General features: G+C 44.8%; 13 protein-coding genes. All 13 read left to right on the forward strand.

The features are described 5' to 3' along the window. Positions 1-15: 15 nt before the first annotated feature. The 13 genes from brxL (at position 16) to ACH784_RS06985 (ending at position 21379) form a co-directional block, all read left to right on the forward strand. On the forward strand, positions 16-2091 hold the full coding sequence (gene brxL, locus ACH784_RS06925; RefSeq protein ID WP_404394570.1) for a protease Lon-related BREX system protein BrxL: 2076 nt from the start codon (positions 16-18) through the stop codon (positions 2089-2091). 18 nt (positions 2092-2109) lie between these two features. Then, a complete protein-coding gene (locus tag ACH784_RS06930; protein ID WP_404394572.1) occupies positions 2110-3600 on the forward strand; it encodes an RNA repair transcriptional activator RtcR family protein in 1491 nt (496 codons plus the stop codon). A 184-nt stretch (positions 3601-3784) separates the two neighbouring features. Continuing rightward, positions 3785-4066: a thermonuclease family protein gene (locus ACH784_RS06935; RefSeq protein ID WP_404394574.1), complete on the forward strand. Its 282-nt coding sequence runs from the start codon at positions 3785-3787 to the stop codon at positions 4064-4066. 46 nt (positions 4067-4112) lie between these two features. Further along, the gene (locus ACH784_RS06940) at positions 4113-4814 is read left to right on the forward strand and encodes a VWA domain-containing protein (protein WP_404394576.1); all 702 of its coding nucleotides are present in this window, start codon (positions 4113-4115) and stop codon (positions 4812-4814) included. Between the two features lie 9 nt (positions 4815-4823). Beyond that, complete coding sequence (locus ACH784_RS06945) at positions 4824-6395, forward strand: hypothetical protein (protein ID WP_404394578.1); 1572 nt, start codon at positions 4824-4826, stop codon at positions 6393-6395. Positions 6396-6397: 2 nt separating this feature from the next. After that, a complete protein-coding gene (locus ACH784_RS06950) occupies positions 6398-8545 on the forward strand; it encodes an AAA family ATPase (protein ID WP_404394580.1) in 2148 nt (715 codons plus the stop codon). Continuing rightward, positions 8542-10272, forward strand: a complete 1731-nt coding sequence (locus ACH784_RS06955) for a Card1-like endonuclease domain-containing protein (RefSeq protein WP_404394582.1) — start codon at positions 8542-8544, stop codon at positions 10270-10272. Before ACH784_RS06950 ends, ACH784_RS06955 begins: the two co-directional genes overlap by 4 nt. 1 nt (position 10273) lies before the next feature. Next, positions 10274-10855, forward strand: a complete 582-nt coding sequence (locus ACH784_RS06960) for a hypothetical protein (protein ID WP_404394583.1) — start codon at positions 10274-10276, stop codon at positions 10853-10855. Further along, positions 10848-11576 (forward strand): PP2C family serine/threonine-protein phosphatase, encoded by a 729-nt coding sequence (locus ACH784_RS06965; RefSeq protein ID WP_404394585.1) that lies wholly within the window; start codon positions 10848-10850, stop codon positions 11574-11576. Before ACH784_RS06960 ends, ACH784_RS06965 begins: the two co-directional genes overlap by 8 nt. After that, the gene (locus ACH784_RS06970) at positions 11573-13069 is read left to right on the forward strand and encodes a serine/threonine protein kinase (protein ID WP_404394586.1); all 1497 of its coding nucleotides are present in this window, start codon (positions 11573-11575) and stop codon (positions 13067-13069) included. The genes ACH784_RS06965 and ACH784_RS06970 overlap by 4 nt, the downstream gene beginning before the upstream one ends. After that, on the forward strand, positions 13066-16503 hold the full coding sequence (locus ACH784_RS06975; RefSeq protein ID WP_404394588.1) for a DEAD/DEAH box helicase: 3438 nt from the start codon (positions 13066-13068) through the stop codon (positions 16501-16503). The genes ACH784_RS06970 and ACH784_RS06975 overlap by 4 nt, the downstream gene beginning before the upstream one ends. After that, entirely contained in the window at positions 16500-18674 is a 2175-nt protein-coding gene (locus ACH784_RS06980) for a hypothetical protein (protein WP_404394589.1), read from the forward strand. Before ACH784_RS06975 ends, ACH784_RS06980 begins: the two co-directional genes overlap by 4 nt. After that, positions 18674-21379 (forward strand): chromosome partitioning protein ParA, encoded by a 2706-nt coding sequence (locus ACH784_RS06985; protein WP_404394590.1) that lies wholly within the window; start codon positions 18674-18676, stop codon positions 21377-21379. Before ACH784_RS06980 ends, ACH784_RS06985 begins: the two co-directional genes overlap by 1 nt. Positions 21380-21381: the final 2 nt, after the last annotated feature.

A 21381-nucleotide genomic window follows, 5' to 3' on the forward strand; every position in this document is an offset into this window, starting at 1 on the left:
GCGCTGGGGTGAAACATGACAACTGATTTTTCACAAGATCATAAAGACGAAAAAAATCAGATGCAAAGCGCCGACTTAGACGCATTGCTCAATCAATATTTTAAAGGCCGTGTCGTTCGAAAAGATCTGACAAAGCAATTGAAAGAAGGCGCTAACGTCCCTGTTTATGTGCTGGAGTATTTACTAGGCATGTATTGTGCGTCCGATGACGACGAAGTCGTAATGCAAGGCCTTGAGAATGTGAAAAAAATCTTGGCTGAGAACTATGTTCGACCAGATGAAGCGGAGAAAGTGAAGTCACTGATTCGTGAACGCGGCACGTTTAAAATCATCGACAAAGTAAGCGTTAAGCTCAATCAGAAAAAAGACGTCTATGAAGCTGCGTTGTCGAACCTGGGGATCAAGGATGCCCTTGTACCGACCAAAATTGTACAAGACAACGAAAAATTATTAACTGGCGGTATCTGGTGCATTATTACCGTGCAGTATTTCTTTGAGGAAGGTCAGAAGACATCACCTTTCTCCATTATGAGTTTAAAACCGATACAAATGCCGTCCATGAACATGGATGAGGTGTTTTCAACCAGAAGACATTTTAGTACCGATCAGTGGATGGATGTGTTGCTTCGTTCCGTGGGTATGGAGCCAACCAACTTAGAGCATCGGATGAAATGGCATCTTATTACTCGCATGATCCCATTCGTTGAAAACAACTACAACGTGTGTGAGCTCGGACCAAGAGGGACAGGTAAGAGCCATGTCTACAAAGAGTGTTCACCAAATTCATTGCTTGTCTCGGGCGGACAAACAACTGTGGCGAACTTGTTCTATAACATGAGCTCGCGCCAAGTTGGGTTGGTTGGTATGTGGGATGTTGTCGCATTTGATGAAGTGGCCGGTATTAACTTCAAAGACAAAGACGGCGTTCAAATAATGAAAGATTATATGGCGTCAGGGTCTTTTGCCCGTGGTCGTGATTCAATCGAAGCGAAGGCTTCCATGGTATTCGTCGGTAACATCAATCAAAGCGTTGAGACACTGGTGAAGACCAGTCATCTGTTGGCACCTTTTCCTGATGCCATGATTGACACTGCTTTTTTTGACCGTTTCCATTCCTATATTCCTGGATGGGAAATACCGAAGATGCGTCCTGAGTTTTTCACCAATAGTTACGGATTAATCACAGACTATCTTGCTGAATACATGCGTGAAATGCGCAAAAGAAGTTTTGCGGATGCTATCGAGAAGTTCTTCAAACTCGGTAATAACCTTAATCAGCGTGATGTAATTGCTGTACGCAGAACGGTTTCGGGCTTGTTAAAGCTACTACACCCCGACGCACAGTACACAAAAGATGATGTAAGAGCCTGCTTGACCTATGCGCTGGAAACTAGACGTAGAGTCAAAGAGCAATTGAAAAAGCTTGGCGGAATGGAATTTTTTGATGTGCACTTTAGCTACATCGATAACGAGTCATTAGAAGAATTCTTCGTTAATGTACCGGAACAAGGTGGCAGCAAGCTAATTCCTGAGGGCTTACCTCGCGCTGGTGTTGTGCACTTGGTTACTCAGGGAAGCACTGGGCAGCTTGGGTTATATCGCTATGAAACCCAGATGATGGCTGGTTCTGGCAAACATTCAGTGTCTGGCCTTGGTTCGAATACCGCAGCGAAAGAAGCTGTGCGTGTTGGCTTTGATTATTTCAAAGGTAATCTGAATAGAATCAGTGCGTCGGCGAAGTTTTCTGATCATGAGTATCACCTCCATGTTGTTGAGCTCCACAATACGGGGCCAAGTACAAAGTCATCGCTCGCTGCATTGATTGCGTTCTGTTCAATTCTGATGAACCGACCGATTCAAGAGCAGATGGTTGTTTTGGGTGAGATGACTTTAGGTGGTGTCGTCAATCCTGTTCAAGATCTTGCAGGCAGTCTTCAGTTAGCAATGGATAGTGGCGCAAAACGTATTTTGCTCCCAATGGCCTCAGCCTCAGATATTCCAACGGTTCCTGCTGAGTTGTTCTCAAAATTCCAGATCAGCTTTTATGCAGACCCCGTCGATGCAGTGTTTAAGGCGCTTGGGGTTAATTAAGAAAGGCAAGGATGCATAATGAATATTCTTTTAAGTTTTACGGGGTTTAATGACCCTTTTAGTAAAGGTCTAGTGGAGCAAGAAGAGCAACCAGGCCCAATACTTAGTGTGTTAAAAGCCAAAACCTTCCAGATCGTTTACTTGTTTGACACTTCAGCTACTCGTGAGGCCAGTAGTAATACAAAAGAAGCTATCAAGAATTTGTATCCTCAATGCATTGTGCATGTCTTGGACATGAAGTTATCAGATCCGACCAACTATCATGATATTTTCAAAGGACTGAAAGAGTTCGCTCTCACCATTCAAGAAGAGCATAAACATGCAAAGTTCTACATATCGGTAGCGTCGGGAACACCGCAAATGCATGCTTGTTGGGTGCTGCTGGCAGCATCAGGTGAAATTCCTGCCAAGATTCTTCACGTAAGGCCTCCACGGTTTGTAACTAAGGACCGACCACTGCTCAGTGAGATAGAGCTATCATCCGATGAGTTTCCTTCGGTCAGATTCAAATCCTCCAGCTTCACGATTGATGAACATGAGATGGATGTGGATTCGGTCAGAGCACAGCTCGGGATTGTCGGAGATCATCCGGCTATGCTCAAAGCCCTTGAGATGGGTGCCATGCTGGCCTCATCGCTAGCTCCAATTTTGATCACAGGTGAAACCGGCACCGGAAAAGAACTGTTTGCCCGATATGTCCATGCATTGAGTGGTCGCCCACAGGAAACCTTTGTCGCTGTAAACTGCGCTGCAATCCCTGAGGATCTTGTTGAAAGCATTCTTTTTGGACACAAAAAAGGTGCTTTCACCGGAGCGGTGAACGATCAGACCGGAAAATTTGATGCGGCTGACAAGGGGACGCTGTTTCTCGACGAGCTTGGAGAATTGCCTCTGCCTGCTCAGGCAAAACTTTTGAGGGTTCTTCAGGATGGAATTGTCGAGCCGATCGGGCATAGTAAGGGGCATGCCGTTGACGTTCGGATTGTTGCGGCCACCAACCGAGAGCTTCGTAAGCAAATCCGCCAAGGCCGCTTCCGGGAAGATCTCTATTACCGGCTTAATGTCGGTGAGATCAAACTGCCTTCTTTGCGTGAGCGGCGTTCAGATATTCCCAAACTGGTACTCCATATCCTAGATCGTTTGAATACCTCTTTGAAAAGACATCGCCGACTAACTACCGACGCGCTCAGCCGTCTGCAGGCCCACAACTGGGAAGGCAACATCAGGGATCTTGAAAATGTCATCGAACGCTCTGTCAGACTGAGCCGTGTGGAGGTGCTGGATGCTTCGGACCTGCTTATTACCGAACCGATCACCTATGCCGACCCATTGGATGTTTTGCCAGAGCCATACGAGGGATTTTCTCTGGATGAGTTTATTAGCAGTGCCCGCAAACAGATGATTTTGAGAGCGCTTGAAGCAGCTAACGGCAACCAGAGTCAGGCGGCGAGAATGTTAGGTGTAACCCCTCAGGCGGTGCACAAGTTTTTGAATAATACTAAGCGATAAATTTAAATCTTGGTTGAAAGTGTATCAACCTAAGTTGAAGTACTAACCATTCCTTCACACCATTGGGTATAATTTTTCCCTTTAATAACTGGTGGTTAATTGGTTTTAAGCGTTTTGGCATACATACTGCTTAAAGGAAGATGCAGAAAGAAAAGTAATCGGCTGAAAAACTAAAGGAGCAACAATGCCAGTATTCAGTGTCACTTTAATTATCGACGGCGATACCTTCGCGGTGTCACCTGAGTGGAAATGGAACGGTAAGAAGGGAACCAGAGTCCGTCCTGCTGGATACGATGCTCCAGAGTTGCATACGGCCAAAGGACAGAAAGTGAAGGATGCTTTGTCAAAACTAATCAATGGGCAGCAGGTTGAACTCAGGACCGCTTACAAAGTGGATCGGGGCCGACTGGTCTGCGAAGTGTTTGTCGGGAGCAGAAACCCTGCTGAGTTTTTTCCCGAGTATTGAGAATTGTATGAAATTGAAACCAGCTAATTAATCAGGAGGATGATTCATGTTTGATCCAAAAAAGTTCACCACCCCGACCGCCAAACCGCTTCCCGTTGTTCTGCTTCTGGATGTCAGTTATAGCATGTACGGAGATAAAATCGACAACCTTAACAAGGCTGTCGAGGATATGCTGGATACCTTTGCTCAGGAAGAAAAGATGGAAACGGAGATTCTTGTTTCCGTCATCACTTTCGGCAATCAGGTTGAGCTGCAGGTGCCCTATACCAAGGCTTCTCAGGTGCAGTGGCAAGGTCTGCAGGCAAACGGTATGACCCCAATGGGAACTGCCCTCAAAATGGCCAAGGCCATGATCGAGGACAAGGAGACCACTCCTTCCCGTGCTTACCGCCCGACGATCGTTCTTGTTTCAGACGGGCAGCCTAATGACAGATGGGAAAGGCCGCTGGAGGATTTTATCTCCGAAGGACGCTCTTCCAAATGTGACCGTATGGCAATGGCTATCGGACGGGATGCGGATGAGACGGTTCTGAAGCGTTTTATCGAGGGCACGCCCCATGACCTTTTCTATGCGGAAAATGCCGGGCAGCTGCATGAGTTTTTCCAGCGAGTGACCATGTCGGTGACCATGCGTACCCAGTCCAAGAACCCGAACGTGGTACCGGCGTCAATTGAGTTGGATGAGCGTACGAAGTCAAATATTGCTGCGTCAGTCTCTATTGAGAATGATGATCAAGGTTATTGGTAGGAGAGCAAAATGGATAGGAATCAGGATAATTTGGATTTGCCAGAACTGATAGCGAATGGCGCATCTCATGGTGAAGCTCAGGCAGATGCTTTAGCTGAACAGATAAAGGTTACGTCGGAGAGTGCAAAAAAAACGCGCGGAGTTATAGGTTCATTTATTCGTTCCTACAGAGATAAATCTCCTGAACTATCCAATAAGGCTTGGCTTTGTCGTGAGTTCGCTAAATATCCAAATATTTGGCAGACGGAAGAGGAGATCGAACAAACCGCTGGCGAGATTGTTGAGGAGGTGGCGGTTTTCAAGTCTGCTCAGCAAGAGTTGACGGAACACCACAGTAAAGGATTAAGCACTAACAATTGGTTGGCGGGGAAAATTGAGCAAGGTGCAACCGCAGGTGGGGTGACTAACTTCGGAGCTTACGCTACTAAAATTGATACAGCCATTGAGACGGCAAACAAAGCAAACATTGATTTGCTTTACCGAAATGATGGCCAGTTGAATCAGCAGCTTAATCTGGATGGTTTTATTGCTGAACAACATCATGTTGATACATTCAACCTTGATGCGGTAGCTAAAGGTAGTGAATACAGTGCCGAAGTATTACAACCCAAACCCGGCCAGACATATGGCAAAAATTCAGTTGATATTGTGATTAAGAACGGTGAAGGAAAAATTGTCCGTCGCTATCAAGCAAAATATGGTGCAGATGCGGATGCGACAGACACCATGCTTAAAAAAGGAGATTACCGAGGGCAGCGCAAGTTAGTGCCAGAAGGGCAGTCTGAAGATATTCCTGGAAGTACTGAAACAATCGAAATTGATGGTGTCGAATCTAAGCCACTTTCTAAACAAGAGGCCAAAGAGAGACAACGCAGAGCACAAGAAGAGGCTGAGGCCAAACAATATGATTGGAACGAGACAAGCAGGATCGATATTGCAAAAAATATCGGGCAAAAAGCTGGTGCTGCGGCTTTATTGTCTGTGGGATTTCAAGGCGCTCGTATTCTAGGGCGGCGGATATGGAATGGAATAACAGGGAAAGAAAATAATAGTGCAGAAGAAGACCTTCAAGAATTTGTGCAGAGCTCATTGAAATCCGCAGCAACTTCGGGACTAACCGTTGCTGTTACTGGTGGTGTAACCGTAGCAGTAAAAAGTGGCTGGTTTGGCAATGCGTTAAAAAACACACCTGCTGGAAGAATTGCTAATGCTGTTTGTATAGGTATTGAAAATGCCAAGATTCTATACAAATTCGCAAAGGGAGAAATTACCGGTGCAGAAGCGCTAGATCAAGCTGGAAGTACCACATGCAGCCTTGTGGGAGGACTTGCTGGCGGAGCTAAGGGAGCTAGTGTTGGTGCTGCGCTGGGAACAGCGCTAGGACCAGTCGGTACAGCTATCGGAGGTGTTGTGGGTGGTGTTGTAGGTGGAATTGCAGGCAGTACCGTTGGCGAAGCCATTTATGAAGGTGGAAAGAAGATTGTATCTACAGTCGTTGATTCCATTAAATCGGTCGGTTCGGCGATAAGTAGCGGAGTTTCATCAGTCTGTAGTGGCGTGGCCTCTCTATTTGGGTTTTAAACATGGATGTTAAGGGAATTATTGAGGCCATTTGTTCAGGCGTTCCGGGAATTCAGATTCTGGGCCAGGACTTCAATAGAATCGACGAAGAAATTGAAGCGGTTGCCACGCAACTGAACTTCACAGTAAAGGAATGGAATCTGGGGTATGGCTGGGTTGATTTTAAGACTAAACGGGCTTTGGTACAGGATCAAGAACCATCACTGTTTCAGGATCTTAAAGCAATAGCTGATGACGATCCCACTGGTAGGATTTATGTTATACAAAACGCCTATTCTGTATTGAAAGATGACATTAGATCTATTGCCAGATTGCAACAGGAACTGTTAAGGATTAAGCGTTATTTTAAAGGGCAGGCTGCGATCTTTTTAGTGTCAAAACAGAGTATAGAATTTCCTGACCTTGTAGATCTTTTACTCCCTTTCTCTTGTACTCCTCTTTCGTTATCTCAAGTTGATGAGATATTTCACATGCTTTTAAACAATTCTTCTATCTCTGTTAATACAGCAGTGAGAAACTCGCTTAAAGCCATATTGTCTGGGATGGAGCGAGACATGGTTTTTAGAATATTCGAAACGCTCAAAAACAAATATAAGGACAAATTTACACAGGAATCTGTGGGGGATGCTTTGGCCTTAAAAAAGAGAGAGTTATCTCGCTCAGGTCTATTGGAGCTGGTCGATAGTAAAATAGATATTGGACAAATTGGTGGCTTGGAGCGGCTTAAAAGCTGGTTACGTAACAAGAAACACATCATTGATAATTTAACAAAAGCCCAGAGCTTGGGTATTTCGGCTCCCAAAGGCGTGCTTTTAGCAGGTATGCCGGGATGTGGAAAATCAATGAGTGCAAAAGCCGTTTCTTCATTATTCAATGTTCCTCTTTTTCGCTTAGATATTGGCTCTTTGATGGGGAAGTTTGTGGGTGAGAGTGAAGCCAATATGAAAGCCGCTCTTAAAATTGCAGAACAAGCGAGCCCTTGTGTTTTGTGGATCGATGAACTTGAAAAAGCTTTTTCAGGAATTAATGGAGCCGGCGGAAGCGCAGAAATCACAACCCGTCTTTTTGGTTATTTTCTCACCTGGATGCAAGAGAAACCTGGGGTTGTATTTGTTGTTGCGACGGCAAATGACATTACCAATATCCCACCGGAGCTATTGAGACGTGGACGGTTTGATGAAATTTTTTATGTTAACTTACCTAGTGAACGTGAGCGAAAACAGATTTTCACTGTTAAAACAAATCAACTGACCCCACCGCCTAAAGGACTCGACCTTGCAAAGTTGGCAACTATGTCTGAAGGCTTCTCTGGTGCAGATATTGAATGTGTGATCAATGATGCATTAGAGAGTATGTTCCGTAGTAATGAGTCTGTTCTAACTCAAGAAATTATTAATAAGCATATAAACCTGATTACGCCAATAAGTATCGTTCTTAAGGATAAGATTTCTATTTATCAGGAGTTGTTTAAGGCATTTAACCTGAAAGCGGCCTCTCTTACAGACGAAGAGCTTGAGAGAATTAATACAATAAGTGAAAGCGATTCACCTGCGGAAAAAGAAAATGCTGCGTCAAATGAGTATATCGCACCTGAAAAGCTCAAACAGTTAGTTGAAGATCAAAGCCCATTAGTTCGTCAAGCGGCAATCAGTAACCCACGATGTCCACTTGAAGCCTTACAACAAGTCGCTAGTCAATATCGAAAATTTGATTTCAATAACCGCGGATCCTGGAGTGACAACGAAATCACAAAAAAGGAGTTCGACCTTGCATTGCAGCATCCAAATATGACTGGGGGCGTCATTCTCGAACTCTATAAAAAGAAATTGATTGATGCAAGTAAGTTATTGTCGCTTGCCCATAAGCTTTCTTTTGAAGAACGAAAAATAATATTTGATACGGCAACAATAAAATTTCCTCGGTCTATCACAACAGGTACGGTTCAGAATATTCCTTGCTTTGCAGGCAATATTGTCAAATATAACGACATTATTATTGAAATAGATAATGAGGAAGGTAACACCCAAAAAGTTAATACCTCTGTTGACGGGCTTGTTGTCAAGGTGTACGTCAAAGTCGGCGAAATAATTAATGCGGGTGAACAGATAGCACAAATACTCGTACCCAAAAGTCAAGGGAGTTTAAATTGAAGAAATATTTAATGACATGGTATGGAATGACTGATTTCAGGGCCTCACTCGGACTGGAACAGACAACCGGCCCCGTTCTGGGAGCTTTGCTGGCGGAAGATTACACCGATGTGATTATCCTCGGCTTTACGCACCGGGATAAACCCAAAAAAAAAGCTGATGAATTTCAGCAAAAAATTGCAGGTGTTGAAGGCTCTGATCCGGCTGCTGCGAGACAGTTTATCGACCTGTTTTCAAATACAGGGGCTGCGCACAATCATTTCGATGAATGGCTAAAGAAACAGCTTCGCGATGCCGGTAAAAAGGTCGATGTGCGTTTTCACTCTGTGGAGCTGACGCATCTCAATGACACGGAGGGCATCTATGAGGCCGCGACTCAATCCCTGAATGCGGTTGCCGCAGCTGAAGGAGAAAAGCTGGTTACGCTCTACCTGAGCCCGGGTACTCCGGTGATGGCTTTCGTCTGGGCTTTTGCGGCCCTGAGGCATCCGTCGCTAAAAAAACGTCTTATCGCATCTTCTCAGCCAGGAAGACCTCCGGAAAAAATCGTCCTGCCGAGCGAGTGGCTGGAATGGCATGGAAGACAGGTTCGAACAACCAATACGGAATCTGATCAGTATGATGCCATTTTTCACCTGTTCGGCGAACAGCGGATGCCGAACCTGCTTGGCGTGATCCAGTTTTCAAGCGGGAAGCACATCTTTGTGAATTCCGCACAGTTCCCTGCCGATGTTATGAAACAGTTTCTTGGAGAAGCTGAATACGGTGAAATTGCGGTGGACCCGTATGACCCTGAAAATGTCAGGGCCACGATTCTGGATCTGATCGCGAAAATGCCTACCGATGCGAAGATCGGCTTCAACTTAACTGGCGGAACCAAGTTGATGTATGCGGGGGCTCTTGCCGCCTGTCGCAAGGTGAATGCAACGCCATTTTATTTCGATTTTTCAAAGAAACAGGTGATCAATCTGAATAGTTTTACTAAAAGTGAGATTGTTTCAGTAGATTCGGTTGAAACATTTCTGAAGTTGAACGGTGATGGATTAACCGTATCGAAGCCTGGTCTTACAGAACAAGAACTTTCTCGAGAAATTATTAATGCTTCTCAGATAATTTGGGAAAATCGTAACTTGATCGCGTCAAAGTATCGTGAGCTGAAAAATTATATTTCTGATGAATCATTCAAAAGTTGGGGGAATGATTTCTACGCTGAACTGACAATTGATAAACAAGCAAAGCTAACAATTGGTGGTAAGTCATTTGTGTTTGATAAATTCCCTGATTTTCTAGAGTTTCTTATGGGTAAGTGGCTAGAGGTGTATGTTTTTAGTGTGTTACTTCCCTTAAAGGAATCTGCTGTTCTAAAAGACTTACGCCTTGGGTTAGAGGTTTCTGTTACGGACGTCGACTCCAACGATAACTTTAAGTATTACCATGATGGGTTTAAAGAAAATATCGGTTATCAAGAGTTTGATGTTATTTGTACCGATGGATATCGATTATTCATTATTGAATGTAAAAGTGGAAAGGTTGAAGCGAACCATGTTTTGAAGCTGAGTGAAACTACTAAACATTTTGGTGGTGTGAAAGGGCACGGAATAATGATTTCGTCTTTTCGCCCCCCGCATCCTGTGATAAAGCAAAAATCAGATGATCTTATTAATGTGGAATGGTTTTTTGGTAGTGGTGCCTCTGAGCATTTGCTAAATTTTTTCGGGAAAATTTGAGATGGAACTTTTTATTTTTGTAGATGTTTCCGGCAGTATGAATGAGATGGGCAAAATCCATCTTCAGCGGAATCTTTGCCGATATGCGGCTCAGTTAAGGTTCATAGATAAGGAAAAATATTCGGGCTTAGACATCCGCTTTTATCAATGGGCGCAGAATATTGCCGAGACCGTTTTGCAAAGCGACGGGGATATCCCTGCCTTTAACGCTGAAGGCTCATCGAACCTATGTGTTCTCTCTGATTTTCTGTCCCAGTATCTGAATGATACCGGGAGATTAATGGTTCTCATTCTGTCTGACGGCAATTTCCCCAATTCAGATATCGTTAGCTTTCAGAAACAACTGGACACATTTAGCGACCTGATCATCCGGACAGTTGCCGTCGGCGCTGATGCTGACCTGTTGAAGTTGAAGAAAATTTCCACAAATAACAATATTTACCTTTCGGAGAACATAGCTTCAGCGATTGACAGCACAATCTTTGGTTCTGATGAGCCGTTGACCGCGCCAGTATCCACAGCCCGGGTTCTGGAATCCGCACCGGCTGAAACAGAAGAACCAGAGGAGGATTGGGATGCTTGACAAACTCTGGAATAGTTGGGGAGCCACAGTGATTGGCCCCCTACATGTTAAAGCAGGGACTCCTAATCAGGATTCTTGGATGGCACGTCGGTATAAATGGGGAAATGTCGTTGTTGTATCGGACGGACTGGGCAGCAAGGAACATTCAGATCACGGTTCAAAAGCCGCCTGTCTGGCTGTGTTTGAGGCAGCCAAGAGCTACCATAATACCCCCGATGCCAATATCGTAGATATTTTAAGGCTCATTCATGCCAACTGGCTTGTGAAAATAGCTCCGTACTCTTCAACAGATTGTTCGGCCACATGCCTTTTCGCTATCCAGAACGCAGGAATTATCACTCTTGGACGCCTTGGTGACGGAATGATTGCCGCCCTTGGAGAATCTAGCGAAAACCAACTTATTCTCAGTGATCACAAACAAGATTCCTTCTCAAACTATACCAGCTGCCTTCAACAGGAGTTTAAGCCCGAACAGTGGGAAACCGCGACGATTGAAAGCGCGGCATGCAATGCAGTTGTGCTATGCACAGATGGCATATCCGATGACCTGTTACCTGAAAAGCAGATGACTTTTGCACAGGAACTCTACTCGACTTATGCAGACCTGGAGTCGGGAGAAAGACAGAGGGATCTCAAACGGTGGCTCAATGAATGGCCTGTCCCGGGACACTCCGATGACAAGACGATTGCCTGCCTGTTTAAAAAAGGAGGTTCCCAATGAGTCAAAGATTCAACGAGTACGTGGATGAATATCAGAATGTACACATTCAGGACAAGGTGCTCGGGCAAGGTGGCCAAGGGGTCGTTTTCCGTACCAAGGACCCTGATCTGGCGATCAAACTTGTTACAGATGAAAGCGGAACTCCAGTCACCGATGAGGAGTTGGTTGAACGGTATTCAAAGCGCTTTAAGCGCGTCCGGCTCCTGCCTCTGCCAGAAAACCTGAATATATCCGTACCAGCAGCTCTGCTTCAAGACAATGCCGGTTATGTGATGCAGCTTTTGAGTGAAATGGTTCCGTTCAGTCATTTCTGGCTCGATGGCAAGTCCGCAGAAAATATTGGCCCAGACGATATCCCGGCATGGCTTTCGGCAATGCCGGAGAACGAAGCTAAAAAGATTGTTCATTATTATAGAACCGGTGGGCTCAGACGCAGGCTTCATGCGCTCTACAAATGCGCATCATTGCTGGCACGCCTTCACGGCAATGGCATGGTCTATGGTGACATCTCTCCCAACAATATCTTTATTTCAGAAGGGCTTGATGATTCAGCCGTCTGGCTGATTGATGCCGACAATATTCGGTTTGAAATCACCGCAGGCGGAAGTGTTGTTTACACACCAAAATACGGAGCCCCCGAGCTCGTTCAGGGCAAAGACGGTGGAAGACCTTCAAGCGATTGCCATGCGTTTGCGGTGGTGGCTTTCTACCTGCTCTCGCTGATTCACCCTTTTGTAGGGAAAAAAGTAGATGGAACGGATGAAGGCGACTGGGCTGATGAAGAAAATGATGACGAGGATATTGATGATAAGGCTTATGCCGGATTGTTCCCTTGGGTTGATGACCAAGATGATGATTCCAACTCTTCCAACAGCGGCCTACCCAGATCCCTTCTTCTTACAGAGAAGCTGACCGCTTTGTTTGAGGGCACATTCGGACCGGGAAGAACATCTCCCTTGCTGCGGCCGACTATCTATCACTGGCCTGAAGCTCTTGCTCAGGCAGTGGATATGACCGTCACGTGCCCAGGCTGCTCGATGAACTATTACTATGATTTCATTCACCCGGAAACAGAGGGTCACAATTGCCCTTACTGTAAAACACAGAGGCCGCAGGTACTCATTCTTAAGTCTTATCGATGGAATGGACCGGACAAACCCTTGAACTCACCATGCTGGCGGTATGTACGTGAGATCTCGCAGGGGGCAGAGCTGACAGTACCGAGACGAGTCTTTAACGAGTTTGCAATGATTGATTCTGATACAGCAGAGGTGCTCATTTCTTCGAGCAATAATGGCATTCTGATTAAAAAGTCAGACCATGGCAAAGCCGATTTATCCGTTGCCGCTGACAGCCACCCGCAAAGTGGTTTTCAGAAAGTTTATTCACAGATGAAAATAGACCGGGTAACACCGGATGTTCAGTTTTGGATGTTCGCACATTTGAATAGTCCTCGGTTGGTTAAATGCATAATCAGCGGAGGTGGCAAATGAAACTGAAAGACATAAATGCTGAAATCACCTTTGAATTATGGATGAAACAGGAGCTGTCCGGAGAGACTCCAAACATGGGTGTTGGATATATCGCACTTAACAATACCGGGCAGGCATACAGATTAAGAATCGATGACCAGCAGTGGAGTATGATGCTCCGGGAAGCCTCGGCCGGAAAAGATCTGAATTTCCATTTAAAAAGAGGCTGTGCGCACCTTGCCGAGGTAATGCAGGTTGCGAAGGACGGTAGTGCGCTTGTTAAAATCATCTTTTTCAATGGTGAAATCGTTGAAATTGGCGACGTGGAGATCGGCATTGATGAGCGCATAGAATCAACGGCTAAAAGAAATGGCATTCGCTTCAATGGAGCTGAAGAGCTGGGGAGCGTATTAAACGATAAATGCAAAATCAGCGTTGGCGGCGAAGATTTCTTTCTGCTCATGAGCGGCCCATCCGCCAAGGCTGACTTTGAAGCGGATACTCCTGAGGATGAGGGCTCGCCCAACTCCCAAGCCATTGTGCAGGAGAAGTACCGGGAATTCTCTATCTATGGCGAGAGGGTTCGTATCCCGGTTGAAAGGCGCAATGTCGATAAGTCAAAGGATATCTATTTTGCGACCAAAGCGGTCTTTAGAGATAACCAGATGAGTGAAGGATCATTGCGTCTGGCAAGGGGTACGGTCCAGTTTTCTGATTACACTAAGACGGGGCGCATTCGGGCTTTAGCTGCTGGAGCTATGAGTCAGCTTACCAAGGAAACAGGGAGCTACTTAAAACAGTGGGACGAATATGGCGCTATTGAAGGTGAAATGCTGTTGGCAAGGGCGAAAGCCGTAGGTCGAATAGATTTTCATGGCACAGAGCAGACAACAAAAGGAGTGAAGTTTTTTGTGCCGTCTATTCCGGATCAACTTACCGAAGGAGATGAGATAGAGATCACCTCCGAGGAGCCTTTATATCTCCAGAATCCTGATCTTACATGGGAAGCCTACAGCACGGCTCTGGAAGAAGAATTTGCATCCAAAAAGGATCAGAAAAAGAACGATGCTGAAATGCCAGCTTCTGTCTATGCCCCAATCCTTAAACTTTCAAAAACCAGCATTGAATTGGACCTGTCGTCAATCCCGTCTGGTCCAATGTTTTTGATTCTGTCCATCAATGGAGACAAAATTCAGATTGAAAGACGAATGCGGGCACGGTCAGCCATTCTGGAAGGACGCTGTGCTAATCCGCTACTCGGCCTGCTGATTGAAGAAGGTGGAACTCTCCCTGACATACAGCGCGTCACCAAACTGAAGCCTTTGACGTCCTTCGTGAAAGAGAAGATTTTCAAACACCCTCCCACAGACAGGCAGGAGGAGGCTATCGATGTCGCATTGAACACCCCGGATATTGCTCTTATTCAGGGGCCTCCGGGAACAGGCAAAACAACTGTAGTCACGGCAATTCTTGAAAGGCTCAATGAGGAATATGACAAAACCAAGTCGATAAGAGGTCAGATACTTATCTCCGGTTTTCAGCATGATGCGGTGGAGAACATCGTTTCGAGACTGAGTGTTAATGCCCTTCCGGCCGTTAAGTTCGGCAAAAGGTCCGGTGATTCGGAGTTTACGGCAGATGCTGTTACTGAAAAAATTAACAAATGGTGCTCCAGTGTCGCTGAGAATATTCGAAACAAGAATCCTCAGATTGCTCAGACTGAGGATCAGGTAAGACTGGCAGAGCTGTTTGTCGTATATTCATTGTGTCCCTCTAAGAGCAACACCGTCAGTTTAATGGAGCGTATTCTGGGATTGCCCAGAGACGTTATTTCTGAAGAGGTCACCAGTGAGGCTGAAGAAATTATCAATTCCCTGCAGACGGAGCTGAAGCCAAATGATCCTTCCACCTTGCGGCTCGTTCGTGCTCTTCGTGTCAGTGAATCTGCCTTTGTTGACGACGGTGCAGCAAGAGCGGTCGATTTGCTGGATAAGATCGAAGACGAACTGGCTAATCCAGATTTAATCGTTCTTGAAAAAGCTTCTCGTTGGCGCTGTGGTAAGCCTTTAAGTTTTCTTCCAGAGCTTAGAGAGCTGAAAGAATCACTACTTTATAAATATCTGCCTTTGCCTGATTTCAGGACAGAAAAACCAAGAGAGGATGTATTGAGATTGGTGGCAACGGTATCTCAGCTTCTGGAGAAAAAACTTAATTCAACCAATAAAAGGGATGCAATTCTGGCTGAGTTTTTACATGAGCTTGAAGACAATCCTGATGGCGTTCGTGAGGCCATAGAGGATTACAACTTTGTGTATGCTGCAACCACTCAACAGGCGGTCGGGAAAGATATCATCCGCTCAAAGAATAAAAACGTCCGATATGATCAGCGAACAGAAATGGTCAGGTACGATACGGTGATCATCGATGAGGCGGCGAGAACCAGCCCGCGAGACCTGCTTATTCCGATGTCTCAGGCTGAAAAAAGAATAATCCTTGTCGGGGACCACAGGCAGTTGCCTCATTTGATTGATGAGGAGGTCGCGAGAGCCTTGGAAGGTGGCGATTCATCCGATCCGTCGGTTGAGGTCGATTTTGTCAAGAAAAGTATGTTTGAGTATCTGTTCAACCGCCTGAAGAAACTGGAGGAGAAAGATGGCATCAAACGAACAGTGACGCTGGATGCTCAGTACCGAACACATCCGATTTTGGGGGATTTTGTAAGCCGCAACTTTTATAACCAATACAATGAAGGTTATCGTTCTCCTTTAGCTGCTAAGTATTTTTCCCAGAAGTTAAAAGGCATCGAAGATAAAGCAGCTGTATGGTTTGATGTACCTAATAGTCGAGGGCCAGAAGGTTACAACAAAGATGGTGGGAAGAGATGGCGAAGTGTAGAGGCAGAAGTTATCGCTGAAAAAACTAATACTTGGATAAAATCGAAAGAATCCAGTGCAGAATTTATGCAGGAACTGACTGGTGATACAAAGCATGCAGGCCTTAGTTTTGGAATTATTAGTTTTTATAAACCTCAAGTATTTGAAGTCTACAGAGAGTTAGAAAAATATGGTGTCACGGAGCGGGCACAGGATGGTACATGGCAGATATGTCAGGAATACCGCTTTCTTGAAAATGGCGAAGAGCGGCTCCGCATCGGTACTGTTGATGCCTTTCAGGGCATGGAGTTCGATATTGTGTTTCTTTCCATGGTGAGGTCTCAGGACATGAACGCCTTGCCGCCTAATATACGCAACGAGCTGGATTACAAAAAGAAGCAACAAAAACTATTCGGTCATCTCATGTCGGAAAACCGCCTATGTGTGAGCATGAGTCGTCAGAAGAAGGTCTTAGCCATTGTGGGAAACGGCGTCCTTACAAACACCCAGATTGCTGTGGATGCAGTTCCGGCTCTGAAAAACTTCTATGATTTGTGCCAAGAAAAGGGGACGATCCTATGAGTGCGCCCTCTACAAAAAAATCAGCAAAAGACCACCGTCCTAAAGTAATCAGTTTTCGCACAGCATTGGATGGATTGAACATCGCCGCCAGACAAAGTGTTCTATGGCCATGTCACGCTTTCAACATCTCTATTCCGCAAAAGAAAAAGAGTGGCCTCAATGTGTTTGAAGAAACTGTCTTGAAGATAACAGAGATTGAATCTGGCGACACAGAAAAGATTGCGCTGCTCACTTGTCTTGAAAAGGAGTTGGTGGCCTTCATTCAGAATCGCCTCAACCAGCTCGGCCTTTTGAATGATCGCTATGAGTTGACTCAGCAAGGACAGGAGCTTCTGGACGAGTGGCAGAATAAATCAGACGGAAATCTGGAATATATCGTGGCCACAGTGTTTTTAGATTTGTTGTCTGGGAAGCTTCTTCCCTATGTCAGCACGGAGCAGTTGAACTATAAAAAAATAGAGAATCTTTTCTCAAAAGAGAATCCTCAGAAAAAAGGTGAGTTTGAACACTATGTAAATTTCTTCATTAACCCTACTGATGAAAAATCGATTCGTTCAATTCAGATACGCCCAGCAAAAGACTCTTGCTGGAAAGCAGTTCCTGATTCCAACGATATCATCAGAGCCATTAGGGAGTTTAAGAAAAAATATAAACGGCACGCCTTGTTGAACCAAGGTATCGATCAGTACCCGCCTCCGGTGCCAATGGCTGAAGCCATATCCTTACATGATAATCCGGAACTGGTTTACTTGCATTGCAATGTCCTTATCCAGATAGGCAATTCTGACCTTTTGGTGACAGATGGGTGCGGCTTTGGATTCTCTGAAAGTTTTGCCAATTACCTTACTTCTCTGGACTGGCAGTGGGTTAAAGACATCAAGAAGAAAGGAGTTGTTGATAGAATTACTTCAGAGAAAAAAAACGCGACTTACCTTAAGGGTGACCAATGGAGATATCCCAGTATTACTAAACTATTCAGACATGCTGGATACGGTATCAATTCTGCTTTGGCTAAATTAAATGAATTACCAAAAACCGAGCATGAAGAAAGAGAATATGTTTCTAACAAACAGCAGATCGGCTCGAAACTCTACTCTTCAGTCGAATACGCATTAGCTCTGGTCGTTGCTGAATATCCTGTTCCTGAATGGGAGCAAACATTTTCCAGTCAGAATTATGAACACAACGAAAGATTACTCTATGGGTTCGCTAAAAAAGTCGGTTTCTCTCTATCCCCAAAAAGCAAACTGCTACTTCAAGTTAAGGCGGGGGCGATACGGCAAATACAAAATGGGAAAGTCAAGCTTCAGCCTTTATTAGCGATGGCTATTGCTGGAGCTGCAACGAAATATGCTACTCACCCAGTTCATGGTTTGGTGCGGAATCATAGTGGTTTTTTGGATTTTGCACGGTCCCTTAAAAAACTGCGGGATTCCGTTTCACATGGCGACATTTCTGACTACAAGAAGGATAAAGAGCAACTCAAGGAAGATGTTAACCGTACTGTAACGGTTATTAAAGCGCTGTTGCCCGCCATTTCTTCGGAGCTGTCAGAAAATAATCACAGTTATGATATAGAGATAGATATAAACCAGGAGCGTCTCAATGCAGAAACTCAACTGGACGATTTCTTTGGGCTCTCTTTTATCTACGAAATGGCATATGAACTGAAGGAACAGCTCATTCGCATAGAACTTATGTTTGCGCAGCGTTTGGATGAGCTAATGTCTGTTGAAATCCTCAAGGGTCTAGCTTCAGCAATGCAAATCAGTCTTCACCCCAAAATAAAGGACCGAAGGGCTGTTGGAATCAGTAGTAGCGAAGACATAAAAAAAAGAGCGCTTCATAAACTAATTGAGGCTGGTTTCTACAAGAGTTGCGATAAAATTCCGCTATCAATTACAACTGTAAAAAGTGGCTTTATCAAAAAATCTATTGATGGATTTGGAGCTTCACTTGGAGCAGATCTACTGGGTCTTATGTTTGTTGCGTCAAATAATGAGATCCAATGTCTTTATCAAGCAGATGCATGTGTCATTCAATTCATAGCAGATTTATTGAACAAACGAGGTGATGGAAACACGCTTTCCTCAGCTCTTTCACGGGACGATATGGAGTCGTTGAAAAACAATGTATTCAAAGCAATCAAGATCATAACGGAGGTCTTCTAATGGACAGCAATAACAAGCAGAACGCCCAGTTTTCTGAGGATATTATACAGGCAGTTCAGGCTGATAAAACAATGAACGTCCCAGAGGTTGGTCTCTTGATTAAACAGCAGGAACTGAAAGAATTAGAATATTCTCTTGGCCAAAAAAAGACCTCTATCGTTCAAAAGGAACAGGAGCTAAAAGCCGCTAAAGACGCGATAGCTAAAAAAGAAGCGGAGCAGAATGACAAACGTGTTCAGCTTGAAGAGATGGAGCTTCAGGCCAAAAACGGCTTTCCGCAACTTTTTGAGGAAAAGTTCGCAGCATTCAAAAAACAATTGGAGCAGCGGGAATCTCAATGTGTAAGTGAGCTGGAGTCTCTTGAATCCGAAAAGGAAAAACTGCGGCAGAGAGAGGTGGCGATACAAAAGGCTGAAATCCAAAGGGACAATGGGTATGCAGATGCCCGGGCAAAGCTTGATGACGAGCTCTTCAATCTTCGGAAAGAACATGAAAAGGAGCAGGAGTTAAAACGGGCAAACGCTCTGACTGCCATTGAAAAAGAACTTTCGGAGGAGAGGACATCCAGAATAGCAAGCTTGGAGAAAGAGATAGCTGATAGACTGAAAGTTCATGAGGCTGCGATTCAACAGGAAAAGGATGAGCTCGAACAAAAAAGAAAGGCTCTCCTGAAGGATCAGGCTGCGCTTGATGAACTCAAGGATGAGCTTGAGTATCAAAAGCAGCGCCTTCAATCCAGCAAAGACCGCCTTGAGGAACGAGAAGCTAATTTGAACGTTGAGGTGGATGCCAAGGTTGTTGAACGGAAGCAATCTTTTGAGAGTGAGAGGTCTGCGCTTAATGAGGAAATTGCACGTTTGAGAGAATCCATCAAAACAAGCAGTGCCCTCATTTCAAACTTTGAAGAACTGAAGCAAAAACTTGGAGATGAAGATCCGGCTGCTGTTTTGCTGAAGTTGAAAACCTATGAAGAGGAAATCAAAAAGCTGCGAGAAGACCTCGCCACACGTCCAACACATGAGATGCAAGAAGCTTTTGATCGATTGAAATCTGAAAAGAGTGAGTTGCAGTTGGCTTGTGAGCGGCTATCTGAAGAAAATGAGGTTCTTAGAAGTTCTGCACGGACCCAGTCAGACCTTGAAATGCAGGTAGCTGAGCTGTCCGATAAAAACAAATCTTTGCAGAGACGTTTTGAGTCGGTGGATGCCGACAATAACAGATTGATGGAAGAGCTTAAACGTTTACAGTCTTCTTACGAGCGTGAACAGGACCGAGAAGCAAGGGTTCGGGACATTGAAACTCCATACATTCATAAGAGTCTGCCTCGCGCGCAGGAGCAAATTAGTGAAATTCAATGGCTTGATAGGATTAGGACATCTTGCGCAAATTATGGTTTGAGATTTCCACGACGAATACTTTATGCGTTTCATACAGCTTTAAAAACTGCTGAATGGTCACCCATGACCGTTCTATCTGGGGTTAGTGGTACAGGTAAATCTGAACTGCCCAGACTTTACTCCCATTTTGGCGGTATCAATTTTCTGAGCCTGTCTGTACAGCCAAATTGGGACAGTCAGGAATCGATGCTTGGCTTCTTCAATTCCATCGATAACAAATTTGATGCCCAACCAGTTCTGCGTTTATTGGCACAAAGTCAAAAGGCACAGGTTGATGACTATCCAGGCTTAGAGGATGTAATGAGTCTCATATTAATGGATGAGATGAACCTCGCTCATGTTGAGCTTTATTTTGCTGAATTTCTAAGTAAGCTTGAGCTGCGACGCGGTCGCAAAGGCAGCGAAGTGCCGTGTCTTGAAGTGAAGCTTGGCGCAGGTATTCAACAATATGATCTGCCTCTTGGAAGAAATGTGCTCTGGGCAGGAACTATGAATCAGGACGAAACAACAAAATCTCTTTCGGATAAGGTTCTTGATAGAGGAATTGTAATCAATTTTCCCAGGCCGACCACTCTTGAACGACGCCGTCAGCTGAAACCGTTGGGCGAACAGGCTCCTCTGCTGCCCCGCAAACTGTGGGAGGGTTGGTGGTGCAAAGAAAGCAAATTCAATGACGATCAGATTTTACCATTCAAAGGATTCATTGAAGAAATGAATACCTCGTTGTCCAAGGTTGGTAGAGCTCTGGGGCACAGGGTGTGGCAGTCTATCGAGTATTACATTGCTAATTATCCAGATGTGTTGGAAGCTCAGAGAAACAACGATGACGCAAGCTTGGGCAAAGCAATGAAAGTTGCCTTTGAAGACCAGCTTGTTCAAAAGGTTATGCCAAAACTTCGAGGAATTGAAACCCGAGGGAAATCAAAATTAGACTGCCTTGATAAAATACGAACTCAACTAGTCAATGACGATTATAACATCGTAGAGGACTTCGATCTTGCTTGTGAGTTTGGCTATGGGCAGTTTATCTGGAATAGTGCTAATTATCTAAAAGATGATGCATTTTTGGGTGAGAGTAATAATAACGATTCCAGAGAGGCCATAGTTGCCTCAGCTGAACAATCAAATTTTCATAGTAGTTCAAAAGTGGGGGATACTCTTATCCCTAGTGAGCTCCAAAGATTTGCAAGTGATAACCAAAAGAAGCTATGGCAGCTAACCACAAACGAAATAATGAAAACTATGTCATGTGACGTAAAAGAAGCGAAATCACTCAAGGATTTGTGTAATAAGACAAAGGAGTCATAGAT

The sequence above is a fragment of the Pseudoalteromonas phenolica genome (assembly GCF_044788725.1).
In the GTDB taxonomy this organism is placed as follows: Bacteria; Pseudomonadota; Gammaproteobacteria; order Enterobacterales; family Alteromonadaceae; genus Pseudoalteromonas; species Pseudoalteromonas phenolica_C.

Bases quoted from the DNA above. Each gene is read 5' to 3' on its own strand.
- brxL (WP_404394570.1), top strand. From the start codon at position 16: ATGACAACTGATTTTTCACAAGATCATAAAGACGAAAAAAATCAGATG.
- ACH784_RS06930 (WP_404394572.1), top strand. From the start codon at position 2,110: ATGAATATTCTTTTAAGTTTTACGGGGTTTAATGACCCTTTTAGTAAA.
- ACH784_RS06935 (WP_404394574.1), top strand. From the start codon at position 3,785: ATGCCAGTATTCAGTGTCACTTTAATTATCGACGGCGATACCTTCGCG.
- ACH784_RS06940 (WP_404394576.1), top strand. From the start codon at position 4,113: ATGTTTGATCCAAAAAAGTTCACCACCCCGACCGCCAAACCGCTTCCC.
- ACH784_RS06945 (WP_404394578.1), top strand. From the start codon at position 4,824: ATGGATAGGAATCAGGATAATTTGGATTTGCCAGAACTGATAGCGAAT.
- ACH784_RS06950 (WP_404394580.1), top strand. From the start codon at position 6,398: ATGGATGTTAAGGGAATTATTGAGGCCATTTGTTCAGGCGTTCCGGGA.
- ACH784_RS06960 (WP_404394583.1), top strand. From the start codon at position 10,274: ATGGAACTTTTTATTTTTGTAGATGTTTCCGGCAGTATGAATGAGATG.
- ACH784_RS06965 (WP_404394585.1), top strand. From the start codon at position 10,848: ATGCTTGACAAACTCTGGAATAGTTGGGGAGCCACAGTGATTGGCCCC.
- ACH784_RS06970 (WP_404394586.1), top strand. From the start codon at position 11,573: ATGAGTCAAAGATTCAACGAGTACGTGGATGAATATCAGAATGTACAC.
- ACH784_RS06975 (WP_404394588.1), top strand. From the start codon at position 13,066: ATGAAACTGAAAGACATAAATGCTGAAATCACCTTTGAATTATGGATG.
- ACH784_RS06980 (WP_404394589.1), top strand. From the start codon at position 16,500: ATGAGTGCGCCCTCTACAAAAAAATCAGCAAAAGACCACCGTCCTAAA.
- ACH784_RS06985 (WP_404394590.1), top strand. From the start codon at position 18,674: ATGGACAGCAATAACAAGCAGAACGCCCAGTTTTCTGAGGATATTATA.